Source organism: Pseudomonas sp. H1_F01 (genome assembly GCF_054681425.1).
In genome coordinates, this window is record NZ_CP162823.1 from 4,744,202 (window position 1) to 4,760,160 (window position 15,959).

The window sequence follows — 15,959 nt, forward strand, 5'->3', positions numbered from 1 at the left end:
GGGAGCAAAGCGCCCTCGCCACAGCCAGTCCCTTTGTCACACGTGAGTGCTGCCATCAACTCTTGTCTTGCACCGTCCACTTACCGCCGTCGTAAAAGGCTTTCCAGCCGGTCGGCTTGCCGTCGACTTCGGTCTGCACGTATTGCTCCTTGGTCTTGCGGCTGTAGCGAATGACCGCCGGGCGCCCTTCCGGATCCTTCTGCGGCGCTTCGCAGAGGAAATGGTACTTGGGATCGATCTCGTCCTTGTGCGGCACGATTTCCATCACCAACGGTGCACGGGTCTCACGGTTTTTCGGGAACTGGCTGGCCGCCAGGAACAGGCCGGAAGCACCGTCGCGCAGGATGTAGGTGTCGTTGACCTTCTCGCACTTGAGCTCAGGCATCTTCACCGGGTCCATCTTCGGCGGCGCCGCGTCACCGCTCTTGAGCAGTTTGCGGGTGTTCTTGCAGGTCGGGTTGGTGCAACCGAAGAACTTGCCGAAACGGCCGGTCTTGAGCTGCATCTCGCTGCCACACTTGTCGCACTCCAGGCTCGGACCTTCGTAGCCCTTGATGCGATAAGTGCCCTCTTCGATCTCGTAGCCAGCACAGTCCGGATTGTTACCGCAGATGTGCAGCTTGCGCTTTTCATCCAGCAGGTAGGCGTCCATCGCCGTGCTGCAGATCGGGCAGCGATGCTTGCCACGCAGCACCAGGGATTCCGATTCACCCTCGTCGTCCGCGGCGATTTCGTCACCCGGCACCAGATTGACCGTCGCCTTGCAGCGCTCCTTGGGTGGCAGGCTGTAGCCCGAGCAACCGAGGAACACGCCGGTCGAGGCGGTACGGATTTGCATCGGACGCCCGCAGGTCAGGCACGGGATATCGGTCATGACCGGCTGGTTGGCGCGCATGCCGCTGTCAGGGCTTTCGGCCACTTCGAGCTTTTTCTTGAAGTCGCCGTAGAACTCGTCGAGAACGTTTTTCCAGTCGCGCTCGCCCTGGGCCACATCGTCGAGGTTCTCTTCCATACCGGCGGTGAAGCCGTAGTCCATCAGGTTCGAGAAGCTCTCGGACAAACGCTCGGTAACGATGTCACCCATCTTTTCCGAATAGAAACGACGGTTGTGCAGCGCCACATAGCCGCGGTCCTGGATGGTGGAGATGATCGCTGCGTAGGTCGAAGGACGACCGATGCCGCGCTTTTCCATTTCCTTGACCAGGCTGGCTTCGGAGTAACGAGCCGGTGGCTTGGTGAAATGCTGGGTCGGATCAAGCTTGATCAGCTTCATCACGTCGCCCTGGGCCATGTCCGGCAGGACGTCGTCATCCCCAGGCTTGGTGATCTGCGGCATGACGCGGGTATAGCCGTCGAACTTCAGGATGCGGCCCTTGGCGCGCAGCTCGAAGTCGCCGGCACCGACGCTGACCGTGGTCGACAGGTATTGCGCCGGCAGCATCTGGCAGGCCAGGAACTGGCGCCAGATCAGCTCGTAGAGACGCTCGGCATCGCGCTCCATGCCCGACAGCTTGCTTGGCTCGGTGTTGGCATCGGACGGACGAATCGCTTCGTGAGCCTCCTGTGCGCCTTCCTTGCTGCTGTAGACGTTCGGCGTGTCCGGCAGGTACTTCTTGCCGAACTCGCTTTCTATATAAGTGCGTGCCATCGCCACGGCATCGACCGAAAGATTGGTCGAGTCGGTACGCATGTAAGTGATGTAGCCGGCTTCGTACAGACGCTGGGCCATCATCATGGTTTTCTTCACGCCAAAGCCCAGGCGATTGCTCGCGGCCTGTTGCAACGTGGAGGTGATGAACGGCGCCGACGGCTTGCTGCTGGTCGGCTTGTCTTCGCGCTTGACGATGCTGTAGCTGGAAGCCTTGAGCTTCTCCAGCGCGGCCATGGCCTGGGCTTCGTTGAGCGGCTTGAAGGCCTCGCCCTTCTCCCGGGCCACGTCGAAGCGCACGGTAGCGCCCTTGGCGGTGCCGAGGTCGGCGTGGACTTCCCAGTACTCTTCAGGGATGAACGCACGGATCTCCCGCTCGCGCTCCACCACCAGCTTCACGGCGACCGACTGCACGCGACCGGCCGACAGGCCGCGGGCGATCTTGGCCCACAGCAGGGGCGAGACCATGTAGCCCACCACGCGATCGAGGAAGCGACGCGCCTGTTGAGCGTTGACCCGATCGATATCCAGCTCGCCCGGCTGGGAGAAGGCTTCCTGGATGGCCTTCTTGGTAATTTCGTTGAACACCACGCGCTTGTAGCGGCTGTCATCCCCACCAATGGCTTCGCGCAGGTGCCAGGCAATGGCTTCCCCTTCGCGGTCCAAGTCCGTCGCGAGATAGATGGTGTCAGCATCCTTGGCGAGCCGGCGCAGCTCTTCGATGACCTTTTCCTTGCCCGGGAGGATCTCGTACTTGGCTTTCCAGCCGTGTTCCGGATCGACCCCCATGCGTGAGACCAGCTGCTTGCGCGCCTTGTCTTTCGGCGACAGCGCCGGCGCTTCACCGGCAGCAGCCTTGCCGCGCTTGGCGGCTGGCTCCTTGCTGGCGCTAGCCGAACCGCTGGTGGGCAGGTCTCGGATATGGCCGATACTCGACTTCACCACGTATTGGTCGCCCAGATACTTGTTGATGGTCTTGGCCTTAGCCGGGGATTCCACAATGACCAGCGATTTGCCCATGGATCAGAAAATTCCTGAATTCTAAAAAGTGAAAGGCGGTTGGCGCCTGACGCGGCACCGCTATATATAGTGGCTGCAAGGTGAGGTCAAGCGCAGGGTTGCCCGCTTACCGGCCTCAAGGCTTGGAAAAAATGCTCTCCTCGGCCTGCACCAAAGCAAAGCGTGGCACCTGTTCGCCGTCAACCTCGACGGACTCCTCGAACATGCTCAAGGGACGCACCCAAAAGCCGTAATCGCCATACAGGGCTTGATAGAAGACCACTTCTTCCTCGGTCTCGGAATGCCGCGCGATGCTGAATACGCGGTACTGCGGACCTTTGTAATGCTGGTAGAGCCCAGGTTGTATCGGCATGCTTTGGCCCTCACTCAATTTTTTTCAAAATAAAAACAAAATCTTTTTTACTAAACCCGAAAAAACAAAAACCGGGGCACTTGGCCCCGGCTTCCATCAACGCAACGCTTAGACGCGTTCGAAGACAGTGGCAATGCCCTGGCCGAGGCCAATGCACATGGTGGACACACCAAAGGTGCCGCCATTCTGCTTCATGACGTTGAGCAGCGTGCCGGAGATACGCGCACCGGAGCAACCGAACGGGTGACCCAGGGCGATCGCGCCGCCGTGCAGGTTAACCTTCTCGTTCATCTTGTCGAGCACTTTCAAATCTTTCAGCACTGGCAGGGCCTGTGCGGCGAAAGCTTCGTTGAGTTCGAAGAAGTCGATATCGGCAATACCCAGGCCTGCGCGCTTCAAGGCTTTCTGCGTGGCCGGTACTGGACCATAGCCCATGATCGCCGGATCCACACCCGCCACGGCCATCGAACGAATCACCGCCATCGGCTGGATACCCAGGTCCTGGGCACGTTGGGCCGACATCACGATCATGCACGAGGCACCATCGGTGATCTGCGACGAGGTACCGGCTGTCACGGTGCCGCCCTTCGGATTGAATGCCGGCTTGAGGGCCGCCAGGCTTTCCAGGGTGGTTTCCGGACGAATGGTTTCGTCGAAGTCGAACAGCTTCAGGAAACCGTTCTCGTCGTAGCCCTGCATCGGGATGATCTCATCCTTGAACTTGCCTTCCACGGTCGCCTTGTGGGCGAGCTGGTGGGAGCGCACGCCAAAGGCGTCCTGCTGTTCGCGGGTGATGCCGTGCATTTTGCCAAGCATTTCCGCTGTCAGGCCCATCATGCCCGAGGCTTTCGCCGCGTACAGCGACATGTGCGGGTTCGGATCGACGCCGTGCATCATGCTCACGTGGCCCATGTGCTCGACACCACCGACGACGAACACGTCACCGTTGCCGGTCATGATCGCCTGGGCGGCGGTGTGCAGTGCGCTCATGGACGAACCGCACAGGCGGCTGACGGTCTGGCCCGCCGCCGTGTGAGGAATCTGGGTCATCAGCGAGGCCATGCGGGCGATGTTCCAGCCCTGCTCCAGGGTCTGGTTCACACAGCCCCAGATCACGTCTTCGACTTCGTTGGGGTCGACCTTGACGTTGCGCTCCAGCAGTTTGCTGATCAGGTGCGCCGACATGTCTTCGGCGCGGGTGTTGCGGTGCATGCCGCCCTTGGAGCGGCCCATCGGCGTACGACCGAAGTCGACAATCACGACGTCTCTAGGATTCAAGCTCATAAATGTTCTCTCGCTCTAGTCGTTGGGCGCTTAACCGAAGAAGCTCTGGCCGTTCTTGGCCATTTCACGCAGCTTCGCGGTCGGGTGGTACAGCGCGCCCAAATCAGCGTACTGGTCAGCCAGGGCAACGAACTCGGCGACACCGATCGAATCGATGTAGCGCAGCGCACCGCCACGGAATGGAGGGAAACCGATACCGTAGACCAGACCCATGTCGGCTTCGGCGGCGGTTTCGACAATGCCGTCTTCCAGGCAACGCACGGTTTCGAGGCACAGCGGGATCATCATCCAGTTGATGATGTCCTCGTCGGTGACTTCGCGCTGCTCGTAGACGATCGGCTTGAGCACTTCCAGAACCGACGAGTCGGCAACTTTCTTCTGCTTGCCGCGCTTGTCGGTCTCATAGGCGTAGAAGCCCTTGCCGTTCTTCTGGCCCAGGCGCTTGGCTTCGTAGAGCACGTCGACGGCCGAACGACGGTCGTCCTTCATGCGGTCCGGGAAGCCTTCGGCCATGACGTCGCGACCGTGGTGGCCGGTGTCGATGCCGACCACGTCCATCAGGTACGCCGGGCCCATCGGCCAGCCGAATTTTTCCATGATCTTGTCGATGCGCACGAAGTCCACACCGGCGCTGACCAGCTTGGCGAAACCGCCAAAGTACGGGAACAGCACGCGGTTGACCAAAAAGCCCGGGCAGTCGTTGACGACGATCGGGTTCTTGCCCATTTTCTTGGCGTAGGCCACGGTGGTAGCAACGGCGTGTTCGCTGGACTTCTCGCCACGGATCACTTCCACCAGCGGCATCATGTGCACCGGGTTGAAGAAGTGCATGCCGACGAAGTTCTCCGGACGCTTGAGGGCCTTGGCCAGCAGCGAAATGGAGATGGTCGAGGTGTTCGAGGCCAGGATGGTGTCCTCTTTGACCTTGTCTTCGACTTCAGCCAGTACCGCCTGCTTGACCTTCGGGTTCTCGACAACGGCTTCGACCACCAGGTCGACATGGCCGAAATCGCCGTAGGACAGGGTCGGACGAATGCCGTTGAGCACTTCGGCCATCTTCGCAGCGGTCATGCGACCTTTGTCGACACGGCCGACCAGCAGCTTGGCGGCTTCGGCCAGGCCTTGCTCGATCCCGTGTTCGTTGATGTCCTTCATCAGGATCGGCGTACCTTTGGACGCCGACTGGTAGGCGATACCGCCACCCATGATGCCGGCGCCGAGCACGGCGGCCTGCTTCACGTCACTGGCGATTTCGTCGTAGGCCTTGGCCTTTTTCTTCAGTTCCTGGTCATTGAGGAACAGACCGATCAGGCTTTGCGCAGCCGAGGTCTTGGCCAGCTTGACGAAGCCGGCGGCTTCGACTTCCAGAGCCTTGTCACGACCGAAGTTCGCGGCTTTCTGGATAGTCTTGATCGCTTCGACCGGCGCTGGGTAGTTCGGGCCTGCCTGACCGGCCACGAAACCCTTGGCGGTTTCGAAGGCCATCATTTGTTCGATGGCGTTGAGCTTGAGCTTTTCCAGCTTCGGCTGACGCTTGGCCTTGTAGTCGAACTCGCCGCTGATGGCGCGCTTGATGGTTTCAAGGGCCGCTTCCTGGAGCTTGCCAGGTTCGACCACGGCATCCACGGCACCGACCTTCAGCGCGTCTTCAGCACGGTTTTCCTTGCCGGCGGCAATCCACTCGATGGCGTTGTCGGCACCGATCAGGCGCGGCAGGCGCACGGTGCCGCCGAAGCCTGGGTAGATGCCCAGCTTGACTTCCGGCAGGCCGATCTTGGCCGTGGTGGACATGACGCGGTAATCCGCCGCCAGGCACATTTCCAGGCCGCCACCCAGGGCGATGCCGTTGATGGCCACGACGGTCGGTACGTTGAGGTCTTCGAAGTCGCTGAAAATACGGTTGGCTTCGAGGTTGCCAGCGATCAGTTCGGCATCGGGCAGCTTGAAGTTGTCGACGAATTCGGTGATGTCGGCACCGACGATGAACACGTCCTTGCCGCTGCTGACGATCACACCCTTGATCGAAGCATCTGCCTTGATAGTGTCCACGGCCTGACGCAATTCATTCAGGGTTAGACGGTTGAACTTGTTGACGGACTCACCCTTGAGGTCGAATTTCAATTCGACGATGCCACTTTCAAGAGCCTTAACCGTGATGGCTTTACCTTCGTAAATCATCAACTGATCTCCACGATATGGAAGCTGAACAGTACACGTTGAACGCTGACCACTGGTTCGGCATTGACGTTTACCGTCGATGCTACGCCAATCCGCCAGGCACACCCGTCAACGCGATAGTCGGGGTCTGTAGGAGCATTCTGAAAATACAAACGCTCAATTCATACGCCCGTTTGATTTGGGTACGTCACCTTCACGGAATTTCCGACAATTGTCAATCGCCCTAAACATAGGCGTGAACGCGACTTCTCGGTCATTTCCGTACCGTACGGATCCGCAACACGGCGCCGCATGAGCAGCTATTCATAGGATCAATAATTAGAAAAATCGCCCTAATTCCAGACATATCGGATCCAGCCGTCTACGCTGTCGGGACGCGATTGAAAATTGGGAACAAAGGACGTTACGAACGCACGTCCTGACACGAGATTGATTACCGGCCTGCCTGGCCAACCCGCCCGATGAGACTGTCGGGCTTTTTTATGCCTCAGGCCAGCGCCTTGAGCACCGCGCAAATATCTTGCAAAACAGTCGCTTCGCCCTTCTCGCCCCAGTACAAGGCGATCATTTGCCGATCGGCTTCGACCTTGTAGACGTTGGCCGGCAATTTTTCGAAATGATTGAGCAGGGACTCATCCTGGCAGACTTCTCGCCACTGGTTGACCCAGACGCCTGGCGCAGTCTGCCAATAGCTCCAGACCGCCGGTTCCTTGCCACGCCGGGGCCGGTGGTACTGGGCGCAGGGGTTTGGCGGCTGCTGGCCGAGCCAGTGCGGCCACTCCTGCGGCGCCAGCTGCATGGCCAGGCCCAGGCGTCGTGCTTCCATGCGCAGGGCCATGCGACCGCTCTGAACACGGGACGGACGCAACCATGCCAGTGGACTTAACACCACCAACAGGATTGACACCACTATCCAGACCGTCATATTCGTACTCCCGAATTCTGATGAGCCCATTGAGCCACGTCGCCGTCAATGCGCTTGAAACCAGCCATACTTACCGTATCGCAATTCTCTGGAGTGCTTTCCATGTACTACGAACACGTTCTGGTCGCCGTCGACCTCACTGAAGAATGCGATCCGGTCGTCAAGCGCGCCCTCGCCCTTTGCGAAAGCCGGGACACCAAGCTGTCGCTGGTGCATATCGTCGAACCGATGGCCATGGCCTTCGGCGGCGACGTGCCCATGGACCTTTCCCAATTGCAGCAGCAGCAATTCGACCAGGCCAAGGAACGCCTTGACCGACTGATCGTGAAATACCCTGCCCTGAAGAAGGAATTCAGCCACCTGACCTACGGCCAGCCGCGCCAGGAGATCCATCACCTGGCCAAGGAACAGGGCTGCGACCTGATTGTGGTCGGCAGCCATGGTCGCCACGGCCTGGCGCTGTTGCTGGGCTCGACCGCCAACGACGTGCTGCATGGCGCGCCTTGCGATGTGCTGGCGGTACATCTGGTCAAGCGCACATAACCCCAGACCCTGACCTTGTGGGAGCAAGCTTTGCTCCCACAGGCTCACCCCTACAGGGGAATAGCGTCTCAAATAGAAATCCCGGCGTTCATTGCTGAATTCCGGGATTTTTTTTCAACAGCAGATCAAGCGTCCAGTTCAGCCCAGCGCTCGACCAGTGCGTCCAGCTCGACCTGCAACTGCTCCAGATGCGCGATGACCTTGGCGGTTTCGGCAGCAGGTCGCTGGTAGAAGCCGGCGTCAGCCATCTCGGCTTCCACCGCGGCGATCTGCTGTTCCTTCGCGTCGATGTCACCCGGCAGCGCCTCCAGCTCACGCTGCAGCTTGTAGCTGAGTTTTTTCTTGGCCGGTGCCGGGGTCGCCGCGGCAGCTACCGGGGCTGGCTCGGCCTTGACCACGGCCGAATTCAGGTCGGCCTTGCCAGACTTGCTTTCGGTTACTCCCAGCAGACGCGGCGAGCCGCCCTGGCGCAGCCAGTCCTGATAGCCACCGACGTATTCACGCACCAGGCCTTCGCCTTCGAACACCAGGGTGCTGGTGACCACGTTGTCGAGGAATGCCCGGTCGTGGCTGACCATCAGCACGGTGCCGTTGAAGGTCAGCAACACCTCTTCCAGCAACTCAAGGGTTTCCACGTCCAGGTCGTTGGTCGGTTCGTCGAGCACCAGCAGGTTCGCCGGCTTGCTGAACAACTTGGCCAGCAACAGACGGGCGCGCTCGCCACCCGACAGCGCCTTGACCGGCGTACGGGCACGCTGGGGGCTGAACAGGAAATCGCCAAGGTAGCTCAGCACATGGCGGCTCTGGCCATCGATGTCGATGAAATCGCGGCCTTCGGCGACGTTGTCGATCACGGTCTTTTCCAGGTCCAACTGATGGCGCAACTGGTCAAAGTAGGCGACGTCGATCTTCGTGCCCTCTTCCACCTTGCCATTGGTCGGCACCAGGCCACCGAGCATCAGCTTGAGCAAGGTGGTCTTGCCGGTACCGTTGGCACCCAGCAGGCCGATGCGATCGCCACGCTGCAGCACCATGGAGAAGTCCTTGATCAGGAACGGGCCGCCCGGGTGCGCGAAACTCACGTTCTCAAGGACCATCACCTGCTTGCCGGACTTGTCAGCGGTATCCAGCTGGATGTTGGCCTTGCCGGTGCGCTCGCGACGTTCACTGCGCTCCATGCGCAAGGCCTTGAGCGCCCGCACACGGCCTTCGTTGCGGGTGCGACGCGCCTTGATACCCTGGCGAATCCAGACTTCTTCCTGGGCCAGTTTCTTATCGAACAACGCGTTAGCGGTTTCTTCCGCCGCCAGCGCCGCTTCCTTGTGCACCAGGAAGCTGGCGTAGTCGCCGTTCCAGTCGATCAGGCCGCCACGGTCCAGTTCAAGGATGCGGGTCGCCAGGTTTTGCAGGAAGGAACGGTCGTGGGTGATGAACAGCACCGCACCCTGGAAGTCCTTCAAGGCTTCTTCAAGCCAGGCGATGGCGCCGATGTCCAGGTGGTTGGTCGGTTCGTCGAGCAGCAGCAGGTCCGGCTCGGACACGAGGGCCTGGGCCAGCAGGACGCGACGACGCCAGCCGCCGGACAACTCGGCCAGGGTCTTGTCGGCCGGCAATTGCAGGCGGCTCAGGGTGCTGTCGACCAGTTGCTGCAGACGCCAGCCGTCTCGGGCTTCAAGGTCGTGCTGCACGTGCATCAACTTGTCCAGGTCGGCATCGGTGACGATGTTCTGGCTCAGGTGGTGGTACTCGGCCAACAGCGCGCCGACACCGTCCAGGCCTTCGGCGACCACATCGAATACGGTCCGCTCGTCGGCCACCGGCAGTTCCTGGGGCAATTCGCCGATTTTCAGGCCTGGCGCGCGCCAGACCGAGCCGTCATCGGGCTTTTGATCGCCCTTGACCAGCTTCATCATGCTGGACTTGCCAGTGCCGTTGCGGCCGATGATGCACACCCGCTCACCACGGGCGATCTGCCAGGACACCTTGTCCAACAACGGCATAGCGCCGAAAGCAAGGGACACATCGCTGAATTTGAGCAGGGTCATGAGCTTCTCCAAAAACCGGGCGCGCATTCTACCTGAGATGAGGCCTCAAGGTTCCGCCAATTTCGCCACCGAAGCACTCTGCATAACAAATGTTGCGAACTTGCACCGACGGCCCTGCAAAGCTTTCGCCGGCTGCTGGCAAAAGGCTAAGCTACAGACAGTTACCCTGGGTTACCCCTTGGGCTTGTCATGTTTTTTTATGCCCGGACGTCTCATGCGCAGTCGCCTTTTAAGTGTTTTATCGTGTCTTTTTGTATGTGCCACTGCCGTTCAATCCGCGCAGGCGGTGGATATCTCCACTCAACGCCAATATTACGACGAGGCCAAGCGCGCCTTGGCCAAGGGTGATTCCGGCCCTTACTTTCGCTACAGCCAGGCCCTGCGTGATTATCCGCTGGAACCCTATCTGGCCTACGACGAATTGACCGCTCGCCTCAAGAGCGCCAGCAACGCCGAAATCGAGAAGTTCCTCGCCGAACATGGTGACCTGCCCCAGGCCAACTGGATGAAATTGCGCTGGCTGCGTTGGCTGACCGAACGCGGCGACTGGGAGACCTTCGTCAAGTATTACGATCCCAAGCTCAATTTCACCGAACTGGACTGCCTTAACGCCCAGTACCAGCTCAGCCATGGCTTGAAGGCCGAAGGCTATGCCAATACCGAAAAGCTGTGGCTCTCCGGTAAATCCCAGCCCCAGGCGTGCGATGCCTTGTTCGGTCTATGGGCCTCCCAGGGCCAGTTGACCGAACAGAAACGCTGGGAACGCACAAAACTGGCGGCCCAGGCCCGCAACTACCCGCTGGCCAACAGCCTGGTCAGCGGCCTGACCACCCTCGCCCCCCGCGGCAAGCTGCTGGTGGACGTGGCGCAAAAGCCCGAGTTGCTCAACCAGCCCTCGCGCTTCATCCCGGCCGATGAGCCGATGTCCGATATCGTCAGCCTCGGCCTGCGTCGCCTGGCCCGCCAGGATCCGGAAAAGGCCATGGCACTGCTGGACGGCTACGCCAGTACCATGCATTTTTCCCGTGATGAAAAAGTTGCGATTGCCCGGGAAATCGGCCTGACCCTGGCCAAGCGCTTCGACAGCCGGGCCTTGGACGTGATGACGAAATACGACCCGGAACTGCGCGATGACACCGTTTCGGAATGGCGCTTGCGCCTGCTGCTGCGCCTGGCCCGCTGGGACGACGCCTACCAACTGACCCGTCGCCTGCCCGAGTCGCTGTCGAGCACCAATCGCTGGAGGTACTGGCAAGCCCGCACGCTGGAACTGGCGCAGCCGCAGAACCCCGAAGCGCTGGCGCTCTACAAGCACCTGGCCCGTGAACGGGATTTCTATGGTTTCCTGGCTGCCGATCGTTCCCAGTCACCGTACTCGCTAGTCAACAAGCCGCTGGTGATGAGCCAGGCGCTGATCAACAAAGTGCGCAACACCCCTGGCGTGCGTCGGGCGCTGGAATTTCATGCCCGTGGGGACATCGTCGACGGGCGCCGCGAGTGGTATCACGTCAGCCGTCATTTCAACCGCGACGAAATGGTCGCCCAGGCCAAACTGGCGTATGACCTGAAGTGGTATTTCCCGGCCATTCGCACCATCAGCCAGGCCAAGTACTGGGACGACCTGGACATCCGCTTCCCGATGGCCCACCGCGACACCCTGGTGCGCGAAGCCAAGATCCGCGGCCTGCATCCAAGCTGGGCGTTCGCCATTACCCGCCAGGAAAGCGCCTTCATGGACGACGCCCGTTCCGGCGTCGGTGCCGCCGGCCTGATGCAACTGATGCCTGGCACCGCCAAGGAAACCGCGCGCAAGTTCAGCATTCCCCTGGCCTCACCACAGCAAGTGTTGAACCCGGACAAGAACATCCAGTTGGGCGCGGCGTACCTGAGCCAGGTTCACAGCCAGTTCAACGGCAACCGCGTCCTGGCCTCGGCGGCCTACAACGCCGGCCCCGGTCGCGTGCGCCAGTGGCTGCGCGGCGCCGACCACTTGAGCTTCGACGTCTGGGTCGAAAGCATCCCGTTCGACGAAACCCGCCAATACGTGCAGAACGTATTGTCGTACTCGGTGATCTACGGCCAGAAACTCAACTCGCCGCAACCGCTGGTGGATTGGCATGAGCGGTATTTCGATGATCAGTGATTATTAGCAAAAGCGGTTCCTGAGGAGAAAAAAATGCCCGCATCGAAAGATGCGGGCTTTTTTTTGCTCGCTCCCACAAGGGACCATACTTAGTCGGTTGCCGCCTCCAACCCCACATTGAACTGCAACGCCGCCAGCCGCGCATACAGCGCATTGCTGGCAACCAGCTCCTGGTGAGTGCCCACCGCAACCACCTTGCCTTGATCCATCACCGCGATCCGGTCAGCGTTTTTCACCGTGGCCAGGCGGTGGGCGATGACCAGGGTCGTGCGGTTTTTCATCAGGTTGGGCAGGGCTTGCTGGATCAGGTGTTCGCTTTGCGCATCGAGGGCGCTGGTGGCTTCGTCCAGCAGCAGGATCGGCGCGTCCACCAGCAACGCCCGGGCGATGGCCAGGCGTTGGCGTTGACCGCCGGATAACCCGAGACCACCGTCACCCAGGTGGGTCTGGTAGCCGTCGGGCATTTTTTCGATGAAATCGTGGGCGTGGGCAATCTGCGCGGCCTCACGCACCTGCTCGGACGTTGCGCCAGGGTTGCCGTAGCGGATGTTCTCTTCGACCGTGCCGAAAAACAGTGCCGGATTTTGTGAAACCAGGGCGAAGTGACGGCGCAGGTCCAACGGATCAAGTTGAGTCAACGGCACGTCGTCGATCAGTATCTGCCCTTGCACCGGATCGTAGAAACGCAGCAGCAGGTCATACACCGTTGACTTGCCCGCACCGGAAGGCCCGACCAGGGCCAGGGTCTCACCGGCCTTGATAGTCAGGTCGAGGCCGTCGACCGCATAGCTGTCAGGCCGGGAGGGATAGGAAAAACGCACGCCTTCGAGGCGCAGGTCGCCCCGGACCCGCTCCGGCAACGTGACAAGACCTGAAGCCGGCGGCTGGATAATGTTCTCCGAACGCAGCAACTCGGCAATGCGCTCTGCCGCACCCGCCGCCCGTTGCAGCTCGCCGATCACCTCGCTCAGGGTGCCGAAGGCACTGCCGACGATCAGGCTGTAGAACACGAATGCCGCCAGCTCACCGCCGGAAATCCGCCCGGCGATCACATCCATGCCGCCGACCCAGAGCATCACCCCCACCGCGCCCAGCACCAGCACGATCACCAGGGTGATCAGCCAGGCCCGCTGGGCGATGCGCTTGCGGGCAGTGTCGAAAGCCTGTTCCACCGTCACGGAGAATCGTTGTTCGTCCTGGACCTGGTGGTTGTAGGCCTGCACGGTCTTGATCTGCCCAAGGGTTTCGGAGACGTAGCTGCCGACGTCGGCAATCCGGTCCTGGCTCTGGCGCGACAAGCTGCGCACCCGACGACCAAAGACCAGGATCGGTGCCAATACCAGCGGCAGGGCAATCACCACGATGCTGGTCAACTTGGGATTGGTGATGAACAGCAGCACGATGCCGCCTACCACCATCAAGGCGTTGCGCAAAAACAACGACAGCGACGAACCGATCACCGATTGCAGCAAGGTCGTATCGGCGGTCAGCCGCGACTGGATTTCCGAACTGCGGTTGTTTTCGTAGAAACCGGGGTGCAAGTACACCAGATGGTTGAAGACCTGCCGCCGGATATCGGCCACCACCCGCTCGCCGATCCAGGACACCAGGTAAAAACGTGAAAACGTACCGATCGCCAACCCCACCACCAGTACCATGAACAGGCCGATGGATTGATTGAGCAGGTGCGGTGAGCGGGTCATGAAGCCCTGATCCACCAGCAACCGGATGCCTTGGCCCATGGACAAGGTAATACCGGCGGTGACAATCAGGGCCAGCAAGGCGCCGACGACCTGTTTGCGGTAAGGGGCGATGAAGCCGCTGGCCAGGCGTATGGCACGGCGATGTCGGGAAGAAAGCATCAAGGGCATCCGATAATGCAGCAGGAAAAAGGCCGGCCAGCGACGCCAAAGCGTAGCGGAACCAAATTGAATCAGAATGAGTCAGGTTAAATATGACCACAACGACTAGAGGCTAGATGTTATCGGTCTAAAGTCTGGCTGGAAACGCAACTATGTTTCTGATTGAGTGGAGGTGTCGCCATGAACCTACAAGGAGTGTCATGGCTCGGTCACCTGGCGACATTAAAGTAGGCACACAACCTGATGAGGAGACAGGCCATGTCCTTGCAACACAGCAGCGACGACAAGATTCAAGTAATCCGCACGCAACCGGACCAGTCTCTGGGCTGCTCGTTCATCGATGCCCAAGGGCGCGAAGTACCGATCACCGAAGACATGATCCAGAAAGCCTGCAGCGAGCTGGAAAAACGACTGGTCAAGCCTGCCGAACAAAAGTGATACAGCCCGTCTTCAATTGGACCCGACCTTGATGTCGGGTTTTTTATGCCTGCGAGAAACGTTGTGGGAGCAAGGCTTGCCCGCGATGCAGGCACCTCGGTCCCCTGACCGCGTCATCGTTCATCGCGAGCAAGCTTTGCTCCCACAACCCAGCGCTGTCACTATCTGTTGCAAGGCCGCCGACTGCCCCTCGATACCAACCTTCAGGCTGTCGATTTCCCGCCGTGGTGGGTAGTGCTTGCGCAAGGCGTCGAACGCGCTGCGTTGTTCGCCGACTGTGCCCACCAGGCTGCGGCGAAAGTTCGCGTCGTCACCACGGGGGTCGTACACGCTCCGGCACAGCGCCGCCAAGGCCCAGGCCGGGTCGGTTGCGGCATCCAGGGTGATGCCACCCAGCCAAGGCCGAGGCAACAGGTCGCTGAGGCTGACTTCAACCGGCCGCTCCATGAAAGCGCACAAGGCCTGGTAGATCTGGGCGGTGCCACGCTGGCGGCCATCGAGACTGTAACCGGCAATGTGCGGGGTGGCGATCACGCACAAATCGGCCAGGTCCACATCCACGGTGGGCTCCTGCTCCCAGACATCCAGCACCGCTTGCAGGTCTTCGCGTTCCAGCAACACTTCACGTAGCGCAGCATTGTCGATCACCGGGCCGCGGGCCGCGTTGATCAGCCAGGTCCCGGGCTTGAGCTGGTTCAGACGCGCTTCGTCGAACAGGTGCCAGGTCGGTTGCTCGCCGTCGCGGGTCAACGGTGTGTGCAGGCTGATCACATCGCACTGCTCGATGATCTGCTCCAGGCTCACATAGTCGCCCCCTTCGGCGACCTGACGCGGCGGATCGCAGACCTTCACGGTCCAGCCCAGCCCCTTGAGCACCTCGATCAACCGCCCGCCCACCTGGCCCGCGCCGATCACACCGAAGGTTCGTTGCTCAAGTTGCGCGCCTTCGATTTCTGCCAGGGTCATCAGGCTGCCCAGCACATAGTCCACCACGCCACGGGCATTGCAGCCCGGCGCGCTGGCCCAGCGGATACCAGCCTCGGCAAGATAGTCCAGGTCCAGGTGATCGGTGCCGATGGTGCAGGTGCCGACGAAGCGCACCTTGCTGCCTTCCAGCAGCGCCCGATTGACCTGGCTGACCGAACGCACCAGTAGCACATCGGCTTGCTCGACCATCGTCCGGTCGATCCCCCGGCCCGGCACCCGGCGGATTTCGCCGAATCCTTGGAAAAATGCATCAAGCAGGGGGATGTTTTCGTCGGCGACGATCAGCATGGCAAAGCTCCTTTGGCGGGAGGGGCAGTGTAGGCGTTCCGTTGGGCCTGTGCATTACCCGGAGCGAATGATGTTGTGGCGAGGGAATGTATGTGGGAGCAAAGCTTGCTCGCGATGCCGGCGCCTCGGTTCCTCGGCAGACCGCATCATCTTCATCGCGGGCAAGCCTTGCTCCCACAGGTGCTCGAAAACTGAAAAAACGATTACAAATCCACAACACAGGATTTTTCCTGACCACTGTGTCAA

The 15,959-nt window shown here is 60.5% G+C and carries 11 protein-coding genes; 3 read left to right on the forward strand and 8 right to left on the reverse strand.

The genetic code is table 11. The annotated features are described in order from the left end of the window. Window positions 1-55 precede the first annotated feature (55 nt). The 5 genes from topA to AB4O09_RS21465 form a co-directional block, all read right to left on the reverse strand. Window positions 56-2,668, reverse strand: a complete 2,613-nt coding sequence (gene topA / locus AB4O09_RS21445) for a type I DNA topoisomerase (protein WP_003199646.1) — start codon at window positions 2,666-2,668, stop codon at window positions 56-58. 115 nt (window positions 2,669-2,783) lie between these two features. Next, entirely contained in the window at window positions 2,784-3,020 is a 237-nt protein-coding gene (locus AB4O09_RS21450; protein ID WP_003199644.1) for a DUF1653 domain-containing protein, read from the reverse strand. Between the two features lie 108 nt (window positions 3,021-3,128). Continuing rightward, a complete protein-coding gene (gene fadA / locus AB4O09_RS21455; protein WP_003199643.1) occupies window positions 3,129-4,304 on the reverse strand; it encodes an acetyl-CoA C-acyltransferase FadA in 1,176 nt (391 codons plus the stop codon). Between the two features lie 30 nt (window positions 4,305-4,334). Further along, window positions 4,335-6,482, reverse strand: coding sequence for a fatty acid oxidation complex subunit alpha FadB (fadB, locus tag AB4O09_RS21460; protein WP_003199641.1), 2,148 nt, complete (start codon window positions 6,480-6,482; stop codon window positions 4,335-4,337). Window positions 6,483-6,969: 487 nt separating this feature from the next. Next, on the reverse strand, window positions 6,970-7,407 hold the full coding sequence (locus tag AB4O09_RS21465) for a hypothetical protein (RefSeq protein WP_003199638.1): 438 nt from the start codon (window positions 7,405-7,407) through the stop codon (window positions 6,970-6,972). 102 nt (window positions 7,408-7,509) lie between these two features. Here AB4O09_RS21465 and AB4O09_RS21470 point away from each other — a divergent pair, with 102 nt between their 5' ends. Beyond that, window positions 7,510-7,950 (forward strand): universal stress protein, encoded by a 441-nt coding sequence (locus tag AB4O09_RS21470; protein WP_003199636.1) that lies wholly within the window; start codon window positions 7,510-7,512, stop codon window positions 7,948-7,950. Window positions 7,951-8,075: 125 nt separating this feature from the next. Here AB4O09_RS21470 and AB4O09_RS21475 read toward each other — a convergent pair whose 3' ends face one another. After that, complete coding sequence (locus AB4O09_RS21475; protein WP_003199634.1) at window positions 8,076-9,995, reverse strand: ATP-binding cassette domain-containing protein; 1,920 nt, start codon at window positions 9,993-9,995, stop codon at window positions 8,076-8,078. 214 nt (window positions 9,996-10,209) lie between these two features. On the opposite strand from AB4O09_RS21475, the gene AB4O09_RS21480 reads away from it, so the two are divergent. Further along, entirely contained in the window at window positions 10,210-12,138 is a 1,929-nt protein-coding gene (locus tag AB4O09_RS21480) for a transglycosylase SLT domain-containing protein (RefSeq protein ID WP_003199632.1), read from the forward strand. A gap of 89 nt (window positions 12,139-12,227) precedes the next feature. Here the strand turns inward: AB4O09_RS21480 and AB4O09_RS21485 are convergent, their stop codons facing one another. Continuing rightward, window positions 12,228-14,009 carry an ABC transporter transmembrane domain-containing protein gene (locus AB4O09_RS21485; RefSeq protein WP_013692620.1) on the reverse strand — a complete coding sequence of 594 codons (1,782 nt, stop codon included), beginning with the start codon at window positions 14,007-14,009 and terminating at the stop codon, window positions 12,228-12,230. 249 nt (window positions 14,010-14,258) lie between these two features. Here AB4O09_RS21485 and AB4O09_RS21490 point away from each other — a divergent pair, with 249 nt between their 5' ends. Beyond that, a complete protein-coding gene (locus AB4O09_RS21490) occupies window positions 14,259-14,438 on the forward strand; it encodes a PA1571 family protein (protein WP_003199629.1) in 180 nt (59 codons plus the stop codon). A 120-nt stretch (window positions 14,439-14,558) separates the two neighbouring features. Here AB4O09_RS21490 and pdxB read toward each other — a convergent pair whose 3' ends face one another. After that, window positions 14,559-15,713 carry a 4-phosphoerythronate dehydrogenase PdxB gene (pdxB, locus tag AB4O09_RS21495; protein ID WP_038856437.1) on the reverse strand — a complete coding sequence of 385 codons (1,155 nt, stop codon included), beginning with the start codon at window positions 15,711-15,713 and terminating at the stop codon, window positions 14,559-14,561. Window positions 15,714-15,959 lie beyond the last annotated feature (246 nt).

Bases quoted from the DNA above. Each gene is read 5' to 3' on its own strand.
- topA (WP_003199646.1), bottom strand. From the start codon at position 2,668: ATGGGCAAATCGCTGGTCATTGTGGAATCCCCGGCTAAGGCCAAGACC.
- AB4O09_RS21450 (WP_003199644.1), bottom strand. From the start codon at position 3,020: ATGCCGATACAACCTGGGCTCTACCAGCATTACAAAGGTCCGCAGTAC.
- fadA (WP_003199643.1), bottom strand. From the start codon at position 4,304: ATGAGCTTGAATCCTAGAGACGTCGTGATTGTCGACTTCGGTCGTACG.
- fadB (WP_003199641.1), bottom strand. From the start codon at position 6,482: ATGATTTACGAAGGTAAAGCCATCACGGTTAAGGCTCTTGAAAGTGGC.
- AB4O09_RS21465 (WP_003199638.1), bottom strand. From the start codon at position 7,407: ATGACGGTCTGGATAGTGGTGTCAATCCTGTTGGTGGTGTTAAGTCCA.
- AB4O09_RS21470 (WP_003199636.1), top strand. From the start codon at position 7,510: ATGTACTACGAACACGTTCTGGTCGCCGTCGACCTCACTGAAGAATGC.
- AB4O09_RS21475 (WP_003199634.1), bottom strand. From the start codon at position 9,995: ATGACCCTGCTCAAATTCAGCGATGTGTCCCTTGCTTTCGGCGCTATG.
- AB4O09_RS21480 (WP_003199632.1), top strand. From the start codon at position 10,210: ATGCGCAGTCGCCTTTTAAGTGTTTTATCGTGTCTTTTTGTATGTGCC.
- AB4O09_RS21485 (WP_013692620.1), bottom strand. From the start codon at position 14,009: ATGCCCTTGATGCTTTCTTCCCGACATCGCCGTGCCATACGCCTGGCC.
- AB4O09_RS21490 (WP_003199629.1), top strand. From the start codon at position 14,259: ATGTCCTTGCAACACAGCAGCGACGACAAGATTCAAGTAATCCGCACG.
- pdxB (WP_038856437.1), bottom strand. From the start codon at position 15,713: ATGCTGATCGTCGCCGACGAAAACATCCCCCTGCTTGATGCATTTTTC.